Origin of the sequence: Streptomyces iconiensis (assembly GCF_028657195.3) — a bacterium.
GTDB lineage: Bacteria > Actinomycetota > Actinomycetes > Streptomycetales > Streptomycetaceae > Streptomyces > Streptomyces iconiensis.
In genome coordinates, this window is sequence record NZ_JANCPR020000021.1 from 87,165 (window position 1) to 103,364 (window position 16,200).

Here is a 16,200-nt window from a genome sequence, read left to right on the forward strand (position 1 = left end):
AGGCGGGGCGCCTTCGAGCGGTGCTGACCAGTGGAAGGGGAGAGGCCATCTCATGGCTATACCCAAGTTGGTGTTGCGGTGGATCACTTCACTTGTGCCCCCGTTCGCAGCGTACTTCCTCATCGTTGTGCCGTGGGTCTATGGATGGGAAACCACAGCGGCCTTGGCCTGGTCCGCAGGAGCATGCATTTCGATCACAGCCCTGTTAGCCCTGCTGCACCGTTCAATTGGGCTGCCCATTCCTTTGCTCCACTCGGCGTGGCCGCCCAGCGATACGCATGAATATTTGTCCGCTGATGAGAGCCAGAAAATGGTGTTCCCCGTTCGGCGTCGCGTGAGTGGCCTCCCGTACTTCATGCTGGAGCCAGGCTTCGTCGTGGTGTTGACGGGGGATCAGGTGATGGCGTTCAGCTGTCACAGAGGCACCGGGCGGATCAAAGAGAGGCTCTGGGCCGAAGAAGACCTGGAACTCTCACTCAAGGAACACCATCTGGAGCTGCTGCCCGGTGCCGAGGCAAGGATTCCCCTGGTGACATCAACCGCCTACAGGGCGGATGTGGAGTACTGGGTTGAGCGCCTGCGCGACCAACGCTGTGGTGGGCGTGGCCGGTGTGGGACCGAGTAAATTCACGTCTATGGCGAGCAAGGGCCGACGCTAACAAGGCCGAAAGGGAAGGGCTGGGCGCTCGGAAGGGGTATGTTCCGAGCACCCAGCCCGCTTCGTATGCACTTTGAAGGACACCGCATTGGCCAGGCATGTGAGTCCGCCTGTGCGGCTGTTGGAGCCGTTCTGGAGGTTCGCGGTACCCATCCTTTCCTGGGGCGGCGCACTCCTCGCCGCGAGGTGGCATTGCCCGGTGCCAGTCACCATCGGAATTGCTTTCGCCGCGACCCTCTTCACGGGTGCGTTGATTTTCGCCGTGCCATGCGGATGGTTGTGCCCCCGTGACCAGGCAGTGAAGGGCCGCGTGCCACCCGTCAGACCCGGACATACACGAACTGCAGCCCAGCGTGTGTGGGGGCTGAGGGCCAGCGCGCCGCGCGTCGAACGCTTTGTCTCGCCCCGCCCCGCAGGGCATGGCCAGTCTCACCGCGGAAGGACACCACGGGATTCATGGGGGTGACCGTGGGAATCTCGGTGGCCCGTGCGGGTACAGCACGGGCCAACGTCCTGAGGCCGTAGGTGTGCCGGGTTCACCCGATGCCGTGCGCACCCGCCGCAGCACCCTGTTTCAGGGGGCTGTCGTGGCCGACGCCAGTATGCGGTGCTCGCGCTCCGAAGTTTTCGGGGCGCGAGCACGGGAGCGGTGAGGTGTGTGGGTGTCAGCGGTGTTCGGCTGGTACGGGCTGACGAGTTGAGGTCGCTCCCTTCTGGATGTTTGGTCCCGAGGAGTTGTACTGGAAGCGGCGCGGTGTCTCGTTCACCTGGCGGGCGTGTCCCTGGGCGACGAGTTTGGGTAGGGCGTTGGCGATTGCGCTGGAGGAGCGTCCTACGGCCCGGCTGATGCCGGTTGCGGTGAACTCCTTCTCGGGGTGTGCCTGGAGATGGACCAACACGATCTCTTGCAGCCCTCCGGGGTGCAGCCTGTTGCCGTCGGTCGCGAAGCGGGCGGCGCTGCGGTTGCCCGCACAGGGTGCAGCATTCGCCCGGCTCGGGCGACGCGAGAGCCGCCGGAGCCGAGCCGGGAGCGGCGGGGGCAGGGGGACTCGGCTCGGTGTCGGACGTCCCGGCAGCCGGGGCGCTGGGTGTGGGGGCCGGGGGCGTCCGCTCGGTACTGGATCGAGTTCCCAGGTCCGGGTTGGGCGCCTGCTCGCGTCGGGCCGCTTCGGTTTCCTGGTCGGTCAAGGCCGAAGCGGGGGTGGTTTCAGCGCCGGTGGCGTTCCCGCTGTCCTTGGGCGGCAGGTTCGCTTGCTCTGCGTCTGATACCTCCTCGATGGGAACGGCGCGTGCGTCCGGTCCATGCTGCCGGGATGCGTCCTGTGCGAGGGCGTGCTTCTGGTTTTCCGGGGCGGTCTCGGTGCCGCTGCCTTTCAGGGCGGAGCCGTAGTCCTCGGACAGCTCGTCGTGGCTGTCGCGGTCCGGGGAGGGGTGGGTGGCCCCCGGGGCGTTGTGGGGGAGGGCGTGCCAGAGGTCGGGGGTGGATTTCTTGCCGGGGCCGTTCTCGCCCCGGTCGCGCACGGCCAGGTGACGTGATTCCAGGAGGGTGAGGGCTTTGCTGGTGGTGGAGCGGCCGAGTCCGGCGGACTGGGCGAGGGCGGCGGCTGTGGAGCCGGGGTTCGCCCGGAGTGTGTCGAGGATGGCGGTGTGGGTGGCGCTCAGTGTGTCGGATGTGGTGTCGGATGTGGTGTCGGGTGGCAGCGGGGGGCGGGTGTGCTGGTGTGACATGAGAGGACCTCAAACCGTTGTGCTGCGGTGTGGTTGGGGTCCCCGGCCGGGGTGCGCGGCGCGCGGGGCGTGCAGCGCATGGTCAGCGGGTCGCGTGTACGGCGCGGTGGTGCCCGCCGACGACCATGGACGCTCGACATTCACGACAAGTCAAGCGGCCCCCCGTTGGGCCGTTATGGCTGGTCACGAGGTGTTTCGAGAACTGCCACGTGAGCGGTTTGCGTCCCGGCGTACTGATGCGTGAGTTCGCCCGCACGACCCCGCGCTGCGGGTCAGCCCGGCCGGTCTGTCGCCGTGCCGTCAGTCGGCCTATGGGCGATCCGCTGGCCGATCTGCCGCCCGCGCGTTCCGATCGGTGTCGCCGCCCAGGTCAGCGCGCTTATGCGAGCGATCCCCTGCGTGCCCGCCTCGCGGTATGTCGTTGTCATGAGGTACGCGCAGGGCGGCGGGCTGACGGAGGAGCGGCGGGAGTTCCGAGAGGGCCTTCGGCTGACGGCGGCCGGGCGGTTCGCCCGGGGCGATACGAGTCCGGTGATCGCGAAGGATCTGCGGGTCAGCGTCCACTCGGTACAGCGGTGGCGACGCGCCTGGGCCGGTGGCGGTCCGTTGGCCTTGCGCTCGGTCGGTTCGGCCTCGTCGCCACGCCTGAGCGAGGGCCAATTCGGCCAGTTGGAGGGCGAGTTGGTCAAAGGACCCCCCGCGCACGGCCGGCCGGACCAGCGGTGGACTCCGGCCAGGGTCAAGACTTGACAGGCCGTCGGTTCCACAAGAGCTGCACCGTCCAGGGTGTACGCAAGTTGCTGATCCGGCACGGCTATTCCTGCCAGGTTCCGGCCAGACGTGCCGTCGGGCGCGACGATCCGGCGATCTATGGCTGGGTGAAAGAGACCTGGCCACACGTGGAAGCATCGCGGCGGCGCCCGGGGCCCGGATCGTCTTCGAAGACGAGTCAGGCTTCCCGATGACGCCGCCCATCGCCCGCACCTGGGCCCGGCGCGGGCACACCCCCGTCATCCGGGTCCGTGGCCGCTCCAGGCGCCGCGTCCCGATCGCTGCCCTGACCTGCTAAAAGCCCGGCGAACGCTCCCGGCTGATCTACCGCCCCGCCGCGACGACGGCCAGCGTGACGGCCGCAAGAGCTTCGCCTGGACCGACTACCGCAACGTGCTCCAGGTCGCCCACCACCAGCTCGGCGGCCCGATCGTGCTCATCCGGGACAATGTGAACGTCCACCTGGACACCGGACTCCGCACCTGGACCGCGGACCGGGACTGGCTGACCGTTCACCAACTGCCCACCTACGCACCGGATCTCAACCCGGTCGAGGGCATCTGATCCCTGCTGCGAAGCGGCTGGCTCAGCAACGTCGCCTTCACCACCCCCGAGCACCTCGTCCAGACAGTCCGTCGCGGCCTGCGCACGATTCAATACCGCAGCGACCTCAACGACGGATGCCTCGCCGGAACCGGCCTACCCCTCACCCCGACGACCCCACGAGTTCAAACTCAGTAACTAAGGTCTGCCTTCCCCATCGGGTCGAGGAGACGATCGATCTCATGGCGTCTGCCACGGCCGCGCCGGACGAGCCCTCGATCGATCCCGGAACTGCGGCGCGTGCGCTTATCGTCGAGTGCGACTCCAAACTGGCCGCCCACCGCGCCGCACTTGAAGCCGGCGCAGATCCCGTACTTGTCACACAGTGGATCTGCGAAACCCAGGCCCGCAGAGCCCAAGCAGAGACTGAGCTGCGAGCCGACTCCAGGAAACGGCGTGCCGTCACGGACCGTGAAGAGGTCGCACGTCTCGTACGGTCGGTCGGCGATCTTTCAAAGGTGATCCCTCAAGCCGACCCGGCCGACGAAGCGGAGCTCTACAAACGGCTAGGAATCCGTCTCCGCTACGATCCCGCGCAACAAAAAGTGCTGGTCGAGATGCATCTCGACCAGCACTCTACGAGTACCCGTGGGGTACCAGTACGTGTCCGAGGGGGAAGTTGGACCGATACCCTACGGGTCACGCCCCTGACGACTGCTTTTGTTCTTGCGCCCAGTAGCCATGCACAACGTGTGGCCATTACGCGTCGGTCAACAGGGCCTTCTTAACCTCGATCTTGCATGAGGGTCCGCCGACGAAGTCGGTGGACCCTTTCGCTTTCCGGAGCTGATGGTGGGCAGGCTGGCGGCCCGGTTGTCGCTTCGGGCGGGCGCCGGGTTCCACTGCTCCGGGCTGGGGTCTCTTCTCGTAGGGACAGGCGAATCCGCTGGTCAGCCGGGGTTGGGTAGGAGCGCAAGCCGTTCGAGGGCGCTGGTGATCTCATGGGTCCAGGGCCAGTGGCGGGCGAGGCGGAGGATGCGGCGCCGGCCAGTGGTGACGAGCTGGGCGACTGCGGAGAACAGGCGGAATCGCAGGCGGCCCGGCCTTGGCGAGCGCCACGACGGCCAGGAAAGAGAACCCGAGAAGGGAATGACCGGAAAAAGGCATGGGGAACACCTCTTCCATGGAGGGAGTACGTCCGTCCCCGAGGGGCGAGAGCCGCTTCGGTTCTTCACCACGTTGCTGATCGACGCCGTGAACGACTGTCACAGGGGAGCTGTTTGGCGCTCCAGGAAAAGCCGTAAATCTGGGCAGAATGGCCTGTCGGTGCGACTGTCGAACCCGTGGAGTCCCATACGTTCCGGTTCGATCGTCAGCCCATGTGGGGGCCTCGTGGTCGGTCCTGAGCGTCAGAAGTGCGCTGGTGAGGGAGGGGTTGACGAATACCAGGGAGAGGTGGGTGGCGAAGAGGGGCCCGGCGAGGGAGGCGGAGCTGAAGAGGCGAGGCTGGTGGCGAGGGCGACGGGGGTGCAGAGGAGTTCGGTGAGGGCGTCGTAGCAGAGGGTGCCCCAGCGGTCGGCGACAGCAGTGACCTGGAGAGGGGGACGGTTGCCACGCACCATGCCCGCGATCACGGGCAGCGTGTCCAGGATCGGTGTCAGGCCGGGGACTGGCTTGGTTCACGAGAGCCGGGATCAGGCGCGAATTCCGCGAGGACGACCATTGGGATTCCGGAATCGTGACGTAGCGTCAAGTGGGGCGTGGCGCCGTGTGGAGGGGACGCTTTACCTCGCAGCGAGACCCGGGATCACAGCATGCCGGTCGCATCACGTTCTGGCTTGGGGGGTCGGGAGCTGCTTGATCCGGTCGGTCTTCCCACAACTCCATGGCGACGTCGCAGCGCCCGCGTCAAGGAGAACAGTCGGCTCTATGAGGCCCTTGGGCCTGTATTCGGCCACTTCGGCACGTGCGCTGCCAGGGACACTCTCCCGCCGGTCCGTGGGCGTGCGTTACGCGGTGCTGTGTGGTGCGCAGACGGCGGAACGGTGATCACGGAGTTTGGGCGCAAGTTGTCGTGAACCCGATATCACGTGCCTTGTGGCCCCCCCATAGGCTGCCGACGGCGCGCGGCAGTAACACTTTCCCCGTGCGTCTCCTGGCAACGTGAACTCCGGAAGGAGCACGCATTCCATGAAGAGAATCTTAGCCGCGGTCGGCGTGGCCGCGACGATCTGTCTGCTGGTACCCACCAGCCAGGCAGCCGGCGCGGGGGAGAGACCCGAGCCCACGCCGACCGCCTCCGCCACCCCTGAGCAGCCGGGTGGGCCCATCAAGGAGACCGATGGCTGTAAAGCCCAGGAGAAGGCCGCACAGCGCCGGGCGGTCCAGGGTGATGACCAGCAGGTGTGTATCCGGCCGAGCACTCCGGACGAAGCGCGGCAGACCCAACCTCGGGCGCTGGAACGCAAACTTGAAGATCACAGGCCCAAGGACTATGTGCCGATCCCGGAGTGGTGCTGGGATCATGCCCTCGACGGCTGGTGGGTCAACCGCGAGCATGCGTGCAAGATCTCTTCGAAGACTGCCATCGTGCGGCAGTTTCCGACGTGGAAGAAGATCGGGGAGATCTACTTCCTTGAAATCAACTACGCCTACACCGACGCCTCCGCTCCTACCTGGGGCAACCAGATCGTCGTCGACAAGTCTGGTGGCTGGGGAGCCATCGAAGGGGCTCGGGTGCAGGGCTTCGCTGCCTGCAGCGGTCAATGCAAGGTCGGCGAGGGGAAGTTCCCGTCCCAGCTCTTGTCCAAGGAGAAGGTCTCGTACGGCGAGTGGTTACTGGACTCGACCGTGAGCGCCGGTCAACGCGGGAACGGGTCCAACGTTCCCGGCTACTACATCACGGTGCCGGGAGCGATCCCCAGCCCTCCGGAGTTCGACGCGACCGAGACCATCCGGTGCGATGACGAACTGCGTCCCAGTAAGGGCCCGGGGTGCGTGGTGCCCAGCTATGAGCCGCCCTGGGCGGTGAGCCTGTCCGGCCAGTGGAAGAACTTCGCCCGACATGTGCGCGACGCGCAGAAGTCCGGGCTTCCCGGTGCGTACCCGGACGGCGAGCCCCTGACCCGGCTGCGGGACCGTGCCGACATACGCCGCAACGGCGACCGCGCCTGCCCCCAGGAGGGAGCCGGCGGCTACCCGCGCCCGACGGGCTATAGCTGCGACGAGTACCCCTTCCGCTCCACCCATCAAGGCGCGTACACCCAGTCGCCGCCGCCACAGCCCCCGGCGCCTGGACGTACCTTCGACTGGTGCCAGATCAACCAACTGGGGTCCGGGACCGGCGCCAAGGGCTGGTCCGCGTGCATGATCCCAGCCACTGAGAACAGCGAGGCCGGACGCGAAGGACTGCGTCCCTTCTATGAGGACAACCGCGTCCTGGCGAAGGACGAATTCCACGTCTGGATCGTGGAGTAGCAACACGTCTGGAGGTCCGACGTGCACGAGCAGGCAAAGTCAGCGAGCGGCCTGGTCTCCGTGGAATACCGGTCATTCCTTCTCGCCGAGCCCGGCACGTCGGGCCGCTCCGCCCCGGAGCACTACGCCAACGGCCTGGTCTTCACCACCACGCCCGGCGAAACCGTGATCCTCACCGGTATCGCCAGCGGCGACGTCACCGTGAATCTGGAGATACGACGGCAGCCACCGGACACGGTGGACCTTGATCCGTGGGACGAGGTCGTCGACCACTCCCTGGTGGCGCCCATAGGGGAGGTGCGGGTCCTGTGTGTCGACGACGTACCGCCCGACTTCCCCGTCCTCTCCCAGCAGGGCCCCGGGAGCTACCGAGTGCGCGTCCACGCCCGAGGGCGCGACACCGCACCCGACGGGGTCACCTTCGAGCCGGTGGAGGAATACCACCTCACCGTCTGGCCCGCACCAGCCGCGCCCGACCATGTCCACAAGCAGACCGACTCGGTCGGAGCAAGCTGGCGCAGAGCAGCACAACGGCCGACTCCGCAGTCTCCTCCACCAGACGCTCTTCCCAGCACACCACCGGCAAAGTCCTCCGGCCCGCACCCGCCGCCGGAACGATAGTCCAGCCCCTCGGCGCGAGGGACGGTCGTTCCGCTCCGTCCGGACCATGGGACGGTCTGCCTTCACAGCAGCTCATCCGCTCCTGTTCGTGCAGCTCTCATCCGAGGCGACGTCGCACCCAAATGACTCCACGTCACGATGCTGGAATCCCAGTATCGTCCTCACGGAATCTTCGCCTGATCCGAGAGCCGACAGCACCTACAGGAGCTCGGGAGGCTTCGGTGGGCCATCGTGTTCGGGCGGTTCGTGAGTCTTCGTGCGGATCTGCTGTCGTCTGATGGTGTGGCGGCGGGGCGGAATCTGCCGGTCCGCGGTTGTTGATCTGGTGATGTGACCGGGTGAGTGAACGCAAGCCGACCGGCACCGCCCGGTCAGCGGCCATCAGGGCGCCTACGACATGCGGGAGATCATCAACGCGCTCCTCTGCCAGGGGCGGACCGGCTGCCAAGGGGCCTACCTCCCGCACGACCTGCCGCGGAAGAGCGCAACGTACTGCTACTTCGCCGCCTGGCGGGACGACGGAACCGATCAGGTCATCCATGAACTCCTGCGCTGCCAGGTCCGTGAACGCTCCCGCCGGTGAGAGGACCCGGCCCTGGTGGTGCTGGACACCGGGAGTGTCCACGTGGCCGCCGGGGTTCCCGCCGCCACGAGTGGCCACGATCCGGCCAAGCGGGTGCCCGGCCGCAAACGTGGACTGGCCGTGGACGTCCCCGGCCTGGTCATCGCGGTCGTCGTCCCCGCCGCGAACACGCACGACAACACCGTGGGCACCGTCCTGCTTGACCAGGTCGCCGATCACGCCGGCGACACCGTCCGCAAAGCCCTGGTCGGCCAGGGCTTCAAGAACCAGGTGGTCCTGCACGGCGCCAACCTGGGAATCGATGTCGAGATCGTCGCACGCAGCCCACAGGAGACGGGGTCGGTGCTGCAGCCGAAGCGGTGGAGGGTCGAGCAGACCTACGGGATTCTGATACTGCACCGGCGCCTGGTCCGTGACTACGAGCACCGCTCCTCTTCCGCCGCCTCCCGCGTCTACTGGGCGATGATCCACGTCATGACCCGGCGCCTCACCGGTGCGAACGCCCCCTCCTGGCGCGTGGCGCAGGAGGTGACCGTGTGAACATCCGGCCTCTGCCCGATGCCCTGGACCTCCAGGAAGACGCCGCCCGGGCCCTGGCCGACGACCTCCGCGCTCAGATCGACGACCTGGAGACCCGGTTGCGGGAGGCCGAGATGCACCTGGAGCACCTCACGATCACCCGCAAGACCGTCACCGGCCTCGCCGACCGGCTCCCGCATCCCCGCCGGAGCTGCCCGAGCACCCGGACTACCCACGCATTCTCGCTGTCTTGAACGAGGCGACCGGCCCCCTGCGGGCCAAGGATGTCTGACAGGTCCTCGGCCGCGACGTGCTGCCGAAGAACGTCGAAGGCACCCGGGCCAAGCTGAAACGCCTTGTCAAAGTCAAACTCGGCATCCTCACCGAAGCCGACACCGGCAACTTCGCCAGAAAGCAGTAGCCAGCACCGCGGCTGGCGCCTCTGCTCCAACCGTCACTTGGAAACGGGCATCGACTCACGAACCGCCCACTTAAAGGGCGTTGAACTCGCAGCTGCCGTCAGGTGTGGCCCAGGGGATAGTGCGGTTACTGCTGACGACCTCGGGAGAAACCGAAATGCGGATGTGCTGGTCTGGCGGTTCGGCTGGTGGGTGATCAGCAGGCTACATCGCGGACGAGGACGAGTTCGGTGCTTGTCTCGCGGCGGGTGGCCCGTCGTGATGATCGGTCGGAGACAGGTGCAGCGATCGCGATGTGGGTCTCGGCGTAGTTGTCACGGGGGCAACCGTCGTGAGGGCGCCCGCTGGCGGAGCTCGGCGTCGGCGTGTTCCACGTAGATGCGGGCTGGGACGGCGCCGCGGCTCCCGCCAGACGTACTTGTCCCCGTCGCATGCCTCCTCCTTGGGCTTCGTCGACGGAGCGCTGACCTGGGCGCGAAACTTCTTAGCCGGCCCCAGGTACCCGGAGCCGTCGGCCTGGGCCTTCGCCCTGGGCCAGGTCCGGAACTGCTCGGCGATGCCCTCGGTGCGCATGGCGATCTGGACGCGCTTCCGGCCCGGCCACACCAGACAGCTGCATGCGGCCCTGGCTGTCGCTGAACGTGTGGCCGGGTGAACTCGTCGACCCCGCCGAGGTGTTCGAGGACGGCTCTGCTGGGGCCCCCCTTCGGACAGAAGGTTCGTTCGCCCTCGGTCCGGTCCGCGAAGTGGTGGAGTTCCGCTTCAATGTGTAGCGGGCGCGGATGGCGGACCATCCGCGACTAGTCAAACCAGCAGGTCAAAAGGGGTGTGCCCATTTCCGGGCTCACCCCGCTGCGGTTCCGGTCGCTGGTTGGGTGCTGGTGAAACTGATACGTCGTCACCTCTGGTCACCCGTCGTTATCCGTACGGTTGCTGGTTGTGCGCTGGTTCGAACGGGGCGTCAGTTTTGGGCGGGTAGCCAGCCCCGGAATCCGCCGTCATAAGCCCCTCGTCGGCCGCGGTTCCCGGCACCCCGGGGGCCGCTGTCGGCCCCGTAGCCGCGCTCCGCAGTTGGACACACCGATTCGTCCCGGCCGCGTACGCGCGGCGGCACACGGCGTATGGCTCCAGGTGAGTCCCGTTTCCCGTAGCCGTAGGTTCGAGCCCCCGGCAGGGCGCGCCGCAGATGGGAAACGTCCAGCCCTGCACCGGGGCGGGGCGATCGTTGTGGTCGAGGAGACGTACCGCCTGGGATGAGGGCTTGGTGGGGGCTGGGCGGGGGCGTGTGGGTTCGTGCACTGCCTAGAATCGTGCCCCCCAACTGGCCACAACGCGAACCCCGCCGGGCTCATCGAGGCGTCGGCCGTCGGTCTTCTCCCGTCGCACGCGAAGATCCGGAGGGACGCTTGTCACGCGGCGGGTGAACCGACGGATAATCGACTGTAGGTGGATCTCGCGTCCTTCGGACGTGGGGGAGTCTCGGTCTGGTCGTCCCGCCTTGCTTCACGTAGGTGCGTGCGACAGCATTCGCTGCACGGCATATCCGGCATGGGAGGCGTGATGTTCGGGGATTTACCGTTGGCTGAGGCCATTGCCAGTTCCTTCACGGGGGCGATGGGGACAAGCCTGTGGGGAGCGGTGCACGCGAAGGTCGCGCGCGTGTTTCAGCGCGACCAAGGTGACGAACCTGCCACGCTCCTTGCCGAGTTGGAGAACAACGCGCGGCTTGTGGCAAGCGCCGAGGACGCAGCGGCGGCTCGGCAGCAGCTGGCTCCGTATTGGCAGTTCCGGTTCCAGGCGCTGCTTCGGGAGGATCCGCAGATCGAGTCCGAGCTGCGTGATCTGGTCGCCGAGCTCGCCCCGCAGTTGGCGCAGGTCCATGGGGCGCAGGTGCAGACGAACAACGCCTACGAGGGGTCGTCCGTCTTCGCTGCCCAGGGTGGGAACGTGATCGTGCATCAGGCTCCTCCTCCCCCGCCGGAGGAGGAGAGTGGCCGGTGACCGAAGAAGAGGGGACGCCGCGCCAGCAGATCTTCGTCGAGTCGGGATACGGCGTCGGCGTGGTCGGCGGGGATCTGAGCGTCTACCAGGACCGTGGCCCGGTCTACGTACTGCTGGAAGACCGCCCGCACGTGCCGCCGGACCCCGCCTGGCTGGTGGAGCAGCCCAGCCGCATGCTGAACGCCCACCACCAGGTGGTGGAGTTCACCAGCCGTGAGGGCGAGTTGGCGGAACTGGCCGACTGGCGGGACGCGAGCTCACCGCGTTTGTCCGCGTGCTGGATGCATGGTCCGGGCGGTCAGGGGAAGTCGCGCTTGGCGGCCGAGTTCGCCGCGCGCAGCGCCGAGGCCGGGTGGAAGGTGGTGCACGCCGAGCATGGCCCGCAGTGGCGGGTGCTGCCGTCGCCCGGGAGCCAGGATATGCGGCTGCACGGTCAGGAGAGCGGGCTACTGCTCGTCCTCGACTACGCCGACCGCTGGCCCGCCTCGCACCTGAGTCTGCTGTTCAACAACAAGCTGCTGCACCGCGAATTCCCCACTCGCTGCCTCCTGCTGGCGCGCTCGAAGCGTCCTTGGCCGGTGGTCCTGTCCGCGCTGTCCCAGGTGCAGGCCGACACCCGTATCCAGGAGCTGCGCCCCCTGGCGGACGGCCCTGACGAGCGCCGTCGCGTCTTCCGCGTGGCCAGGGACTGCTTCGCCGCGCGCCACGGGCTGAGCCCGGCTGATACCGACACCATCGCGCCCCCGGCGGCTCTCGAAAGGTCCGCGTTCGACCTCGCGCTGTCGGTGCACACTGCGGCGCTGGTCGCGGTCGACGCCCGTGTACGGGGACTGCGGACCCCCGAGGACATGGCAGGGCTCACCTCCTACCTCCTCGACCGCGAAGCCGAGCACTGGCAGCGGCTCCATGAATCGGGCATAGAGGGGCAGGACTATGGCACGCGCCCGTCCACCATGGCGCGCGCCGTCTTCGCCGCCACCCTGACCGGTGCGACCACGCACGCGCGCGGTGCGGCGCTGCTGCGCAGCCTCGACCTGGACACCCACCCCGATCGGGTGCTGGCCGACCACGGCGTCTGCTACCCGCCGGCCGAACAGGGCGCGGTCCTCGAACCCCTCTACCCCGACCGCCTGGCCGAGGACTTCCTCGCACTCAGCCTCCCGGGGCACGACGTGGCCGACTACGAGGCCAAACCCTGGGCACCGTCCACGCTCCATGCACTTGCGTCCGGTGACGGCGATCCGGATGAGCCGCTGCCGCACGCTCCCCGCCTGGTGACCTTCCTGGCCGCCGCGGCGGGGCCCGGCCGCTGGCCGCACGTCGCGCGGCACCTGGGCGATGTACTGCGCACCGACCCGGCCCTCGCGGTCGCGGCGGGCGGAGCGGCCCTGACGGCCCTGGCCGAGGTCGAGGACCTGGCCCCCGATGTGCTCGCAGCAGTCACCGAGTGCTTCCCGTCCCGCCGCCGAATAGACCTCGATGTGGGGATGGCCGCGCTCACCGCACGCGTCACCCGCGACCGTCTCGGTGCTGCGACCCCCGAAGACCAGGTCCGACTCCTGCTCCTGCTGGCCCGCAGACAGAAGGACGCGGGCCGCTACGAGGAGGCGCTGGAGGCGCTCGATCGGGCCGAGTCGGTCATCCACGCGCAGACATCCATGGTGCTGCCGGACGGACAGGAGTTCTCCGCGCCGGACCTCGCGCTGCACGTGGACTCGGTGAAGGAAGTCTTCGGCAGCATGGGGGAGTTCGGCGAAGCCCTCGACGCCATACGGCAGACCGCTGCGATGGGCGCGGTCTTGCTGGTGGAGACGTTGGATGACCGCAGCGCCGTCCTGGCGGAGCTGGGACGGTGGCAGGAGTGCGCGACGAACGCAGGTGCGGCGGTGCGGATCTACGACGGATTCCTCGCGCCCGACCTGGGGGACCGTACCGAGGATGCCGACGCGGCGATGGCGGCCGCGCTGCTGGCCGCATCGGCCCTGACCCACCTCGGCACGGCCCTGGCCCGCGTGGGCAAGTACCAGGAGGGGCTGGTCGCGGGGCAGCGGGCGGTGGAGCTGTACGAACAGGCGGCCGACTGGATCGGCGAGTCGGACAACTACGGATACGAGTCCTCGCTCGCCACAGCCCTGATGAACCACGCCAACCGCCTCGCCGAAGCCGACCGCCTGCAGGAGGCTTCCGACACCGACACCCGGAACGTGCAGATCCTCCGCCGCATGGTCGAGAAGTATCCCGGCCGCGACGAGGCGAAGCTCGCCCGCGCCGTGTCCAACCAGAGCCAGCGCCTGCACCAGCTCGGTCGTCTCCGGGAGGCCCTGGTCTGCGAGCGCGAGGCGATCGCCCGCTTCGAGGAGCTGGCCGGGGTGAACCCGGCGGCGTACGAGGACGGCCTCACCCGCTGCCTCGTCCGGCTCAGCGGACAACTGCTGGAGGACGGGCAGACGGAGGCGGCGCGGGAACCGGCGCAGCGGGCGCTCGACATGCGCACGGGACTCCTGCGTGAGCGCCCGGGGCCCTACCAGGAGGCGCTGCTCGCCGAGGCACGACTCGCTCTTGCCAGGGTGCTGGCCGCGGGGGAGGAGCCGCTGCTGGCCGCGGAGCAGTGCCAGGCGGCTGCCCGTACGTACGCGCATCTGCGCCGCACAGAGCCCGGAGTGTACAAACCCTGGCACGCCCGCGCGCTCACGCAGCTGGCATCGGCCACCTTGAAGGCGGGGGACCTGCCGGCCATTGAACGGGCCGCAGGCTACGCGGATGAGGCCCTGAGCCTCTGCCGGGGGCACGGGATCCAGGCCCGGGAGGCTTCGGGCCGCACCGTCGCGGGGGCGGCGTACGCGGCCCTCGCGGACGCGGTCCGTGTGCTCGCTTCCGCCCAGATGTCGGGACGGTACGGCGGGCGGCCCGCCGAGGTGGCCGCCGGATTGCGGTTCGCCGGTTCCCACGAGGCGGTGATGGCGTTCCTCGTCGGTGCCATGCCGTTCCTCGATAGAGAGGATGGCTCCGGCCGGGGCGGGCTGTCTCCTGGTCCGGACAACGAACGCACCGAGGCACGCGAACTCCTCGACGCCGTGTCCACGCTCCTGCCGTGGACCTCGCACGGAATGCTCGGACGCGGTCCCGAAATGCTGCGTAGCGCCGTGAACGGGGAGAGGCCAGCCGAGCTCACCGCTGAGGAGAGGCGCCTCCTGGGACTCTTCCAGGAGGCGGAAGAGTCCCTGGGCCGCGGCAGGCCCGCGAGGGCATATGACGCCTTGTGCGAGATGGCGCGCGCGTTGCCGGCGATCCTCCTTCAGGAAGGTGACCGGTCCGAGGTGGCCCACATGGGTCTCCTGCTGGGTGTCACCAAGCTGGTGGCGTCGGCGAAGGCGGCAGGCCGCCTCCAGGGCGCCGCCACCGTGCTGCGGCAGACCGTCGACGCGCTGCGGGCCTTGCCGCCCGCCCGGCAGGTCGGCGCGGTCGATGTCGCGCTCAGTGCGCTCGCCGAAGCCCTGAGCGGCCTCGGGCACCACCAGGAGGCGGTCCGGGCGGCGGGCGAGGCCGCGGCAGTGGTACGCGCGGACGAGGCGTGCCCCGCCGAGAATCTGGTCATGGCGCTCACCCGCCTGGCTCTGGCCGAGGCGCCCCTCGGCCATGTCGAGTCCGGCCGGAGGGCGATCGAGGAGGCCGTCGAGCTGTGCCGGGAGACGCCGGGCTTCTCGGACGAGGCGCGTGCGGGTGTCGCCCGCTCCCTGCGGGAGCTGGGCGACGGCCTGGCAGTAGCGGGCGAACGGTCGCTGGCCAGGGACTGCGCCATCCAGGCCGTCGAGATGTTCACCGATATCGCCACCCGTCTACCGGCGTACGAGTCCGAACTCGCGAGGGGCTGGCTGGACGTGGGAATCCGTGAGTGGAACCTCGGCCGCTCACCCCATGGCGAAGGCGCCGTCGACCGGGCCATCGATGTGGGGCGCCGGTGGAAGGACCACTCACCCGAAGCGCGTGCCGCCCTGCTCTTGGCCCTACGCCGGCGCGCGGAGATGTACCGGGCCATCCGCGCTTTCCCTCAGGCCGCAGAGGCAGAAGCCGAAGCGGACACGCTGGAAGCCGCTATTCCTCCACCGACCCTGCGCCGGCCCCGGACACCGCCGAAGAAGAGCCAGAAGCCGAAGCGTCCCAAGAAGGACGAGAAGCCGAAGCGTCCCAAGAAGTGGAAGTAAGCGGTGCCAGGCACCCCGGCGGGTGGCAAAGGCTCGCGCACCCGACCCAGTAGTCCTCGCTGACCCGCACCTCGTGGCCCTGAGCGCTCAGCAAGAACAAGAAGCCGTGGGCCTCCTGGCCCAGCTGCTCACCGGCTGGCGGGACGGTCCTTCAGTGCTTGCTCGACAAGATCACATACTCGACGGAGTACGGACAGACCGAACTTCGCGTAATGACAAGTCGAACCCTGCGCAACGAAGATCAGAAACTAGGGATTCCCGCAGGTCAGGGTGCTAAGCGCGCCCCCTGATCCGTCGTTTGGGGCATCATGTGGACGCCGGACAGGAACAGCAGCCACACGCCATATCCGCCGGAACGAAACCTGTGGAGACGTTGAGCTCGTCCTCTTCGTCGTCCTCCACCTTCGGGCCGGTGGCTGCCTTGCCGATGGCGAAAGTCAGTAGGAGCGCCCCTTTTTCGCGTCTCGCCTGCGTCGCCGCCCCGGGGCAAACACGTCCGGGCTGCTCCCTATCGCACTCGCCTACATGTGGGCGTCGTCCTTGCCGTGCGCTTGTCGGCAGTTCAACTGCCTCCGCGCCTGAGGGCTACCGCCCTCGATTCGAGCGTGAGTCGCGACAAACAGGGCCCGTTCACTGACGAGGAGAATCGAGCACCCGCATCGCACTCAGCGCAACGCG

At 68.2% G+C, this 16,200-nt stretch carries 7 protein-coding genes and 3 pseudogenes; 8 read left to right on the forward strand and 2 right to left on the reverse strand.

The features are described from left to right. The first annotated feature begins 52 nt into the window (after positions 1 to 52). On the forward strand, positions 53 to 625 hold the full coding sequence (locus NMN56_RS21600; RefSeq protein WP_274042034.1) for a hypothetical protein: 573 nt from the start codon (positions 53 to 55) through the stop codon (positions 623 to 625). Positions 626 to 1,323: 698 nt separating this feature from the next. Here NMN56_RS21600 and NMN56_RS21605 read toward each other — a convergent pair. After that, entirely contained in the window at positions 1,324 to 1,554 is a 231-nt protein-coding gene (locus NMN56_RS21605) for a hypothetical protein (protein ID WP_274042035.1), read from the reverse strand. A gap of 1,258 nt (positions 1,555 to 2,812) precedes the next feature. Between NMN56_RS21605 and NMN56_RS43290 the strand changes: the two are divergent. Further along, a pseudogene (locus tag NMN56_RS43290) lies at positions 2,813 to 3,898 on the forward strand (IS630 family transposase). Between the two features lie 752 nt (positions 3,899 to 4,650). Here NMN56_RS43290 and NMN56_RS21620 read toward each other — a convergent pair. Then, positions 4,651 to 4,803 (reverse strand): annotated as a pseudogene (locus tag NMN56_RS21620) (IS1380 family transposase); the annotation flags it as partial. Between the two features lie 1,087 nt (positions 4,804 to 5,890). Here NMN56_RS21620 and NMN56_RS21625 point away from each other — a divergent pair. The 6 genes and pseudogenes from NMN56_RS21625 (at position 5,891) to NMN56_RS21650 (ending at position 15,522) form a co-directional block, all read left to right on the forward strand. After that, positions 5,891 to 7,177, forward strand: coding sequence for a NucA/NucB deoxyribonuclease domain-containing protein (locus NMN56_RS21625; RefSeq protein ID WP_274042036.1), 1,287 nt, complete (start codon positions 5,891 to 5,893; stop codon positions 7,175 to 7,177). A 21-nt stretch (positions 7,178 to 7,198) separates the two neighbouring features. After that, the gene (locus NMN56_RS21630) at positions 7,199 to 7,798 is read left to right on the forward strand and encodes a hypothetical protein (protein WP_274042037.1); all 600 of its coding nucleotides are present in this window, start codon (positions 7,199 to 7,201) and stop codon (positions 7,796 to 7,798) included. 355 nt (positions 7,799 to 8,153) lie between these two features. Beyond that, positions 8,154 to 8,921 (forward strand): annotated as a pseudogene (locus NMN56_RS21635) (IS5 family transposase); the annotation flags it as partial. Continuing rightward, positions 8,918 to 9,154 (forward strand): hypothetical protein, encoded by a 237-nt coding sequence (locus NMN56_RS21640; RefSeq protein WP_274042038.1) that lies wholly within the window; start codon positions 8,918 to 8,920, stop codon positions 9,152 to 9,154. The pseudogene NMN56_RS21635 and the gene NMN56_RS21640, both read left to right, overlap by 4 nt. A 1,680-nt stretch (positions 9,155 to 10,834) precedes the next feature. Further along, entirely contained in the window at positions 10,835 to 11,320 is a 486-nt protein-coding gene (locus NMN56_RS21645; RefSeq protein WP_274042040.1) for a hypothetical protein, read from the forward strand. After that, positions 11,317 to 15,522: a tetratricopeptide repeat protein gene (locus NMN56_RS21650; RefSeq protein WP_274042041.1), complete on the forward strand. Its 4,206-nt coding sequence runs from the start codon at positions 11,317 to 11,319 to the stop codon at positions 15,520 to 15,522. The genes NMN56_RS21645 and NMN56_RS21650 overlap by 4 nt, the downstream gene beginning before the upstream one ends. Positions 15,523 to 16,200 lie beyond the last annotated feature (678 nt).

Excerpts from the sequence above, each read along its gene's own strand:
- NMN56_RS21600 (WP_274042034.1), top strand. The coding sequence starts at position 53 with ATGGCTATACCCAAGTTGGTGTTGCGGTGGATCACTTCACTTGTGCCC.
- NMN56_RS21625 (WP_274042036.1), top strand. The coding sequence starts at position 5,891 with ATGAAGAGAATCTTAGCCGCGGTCGGCGTGGCCGCGACGATCTGTCTG.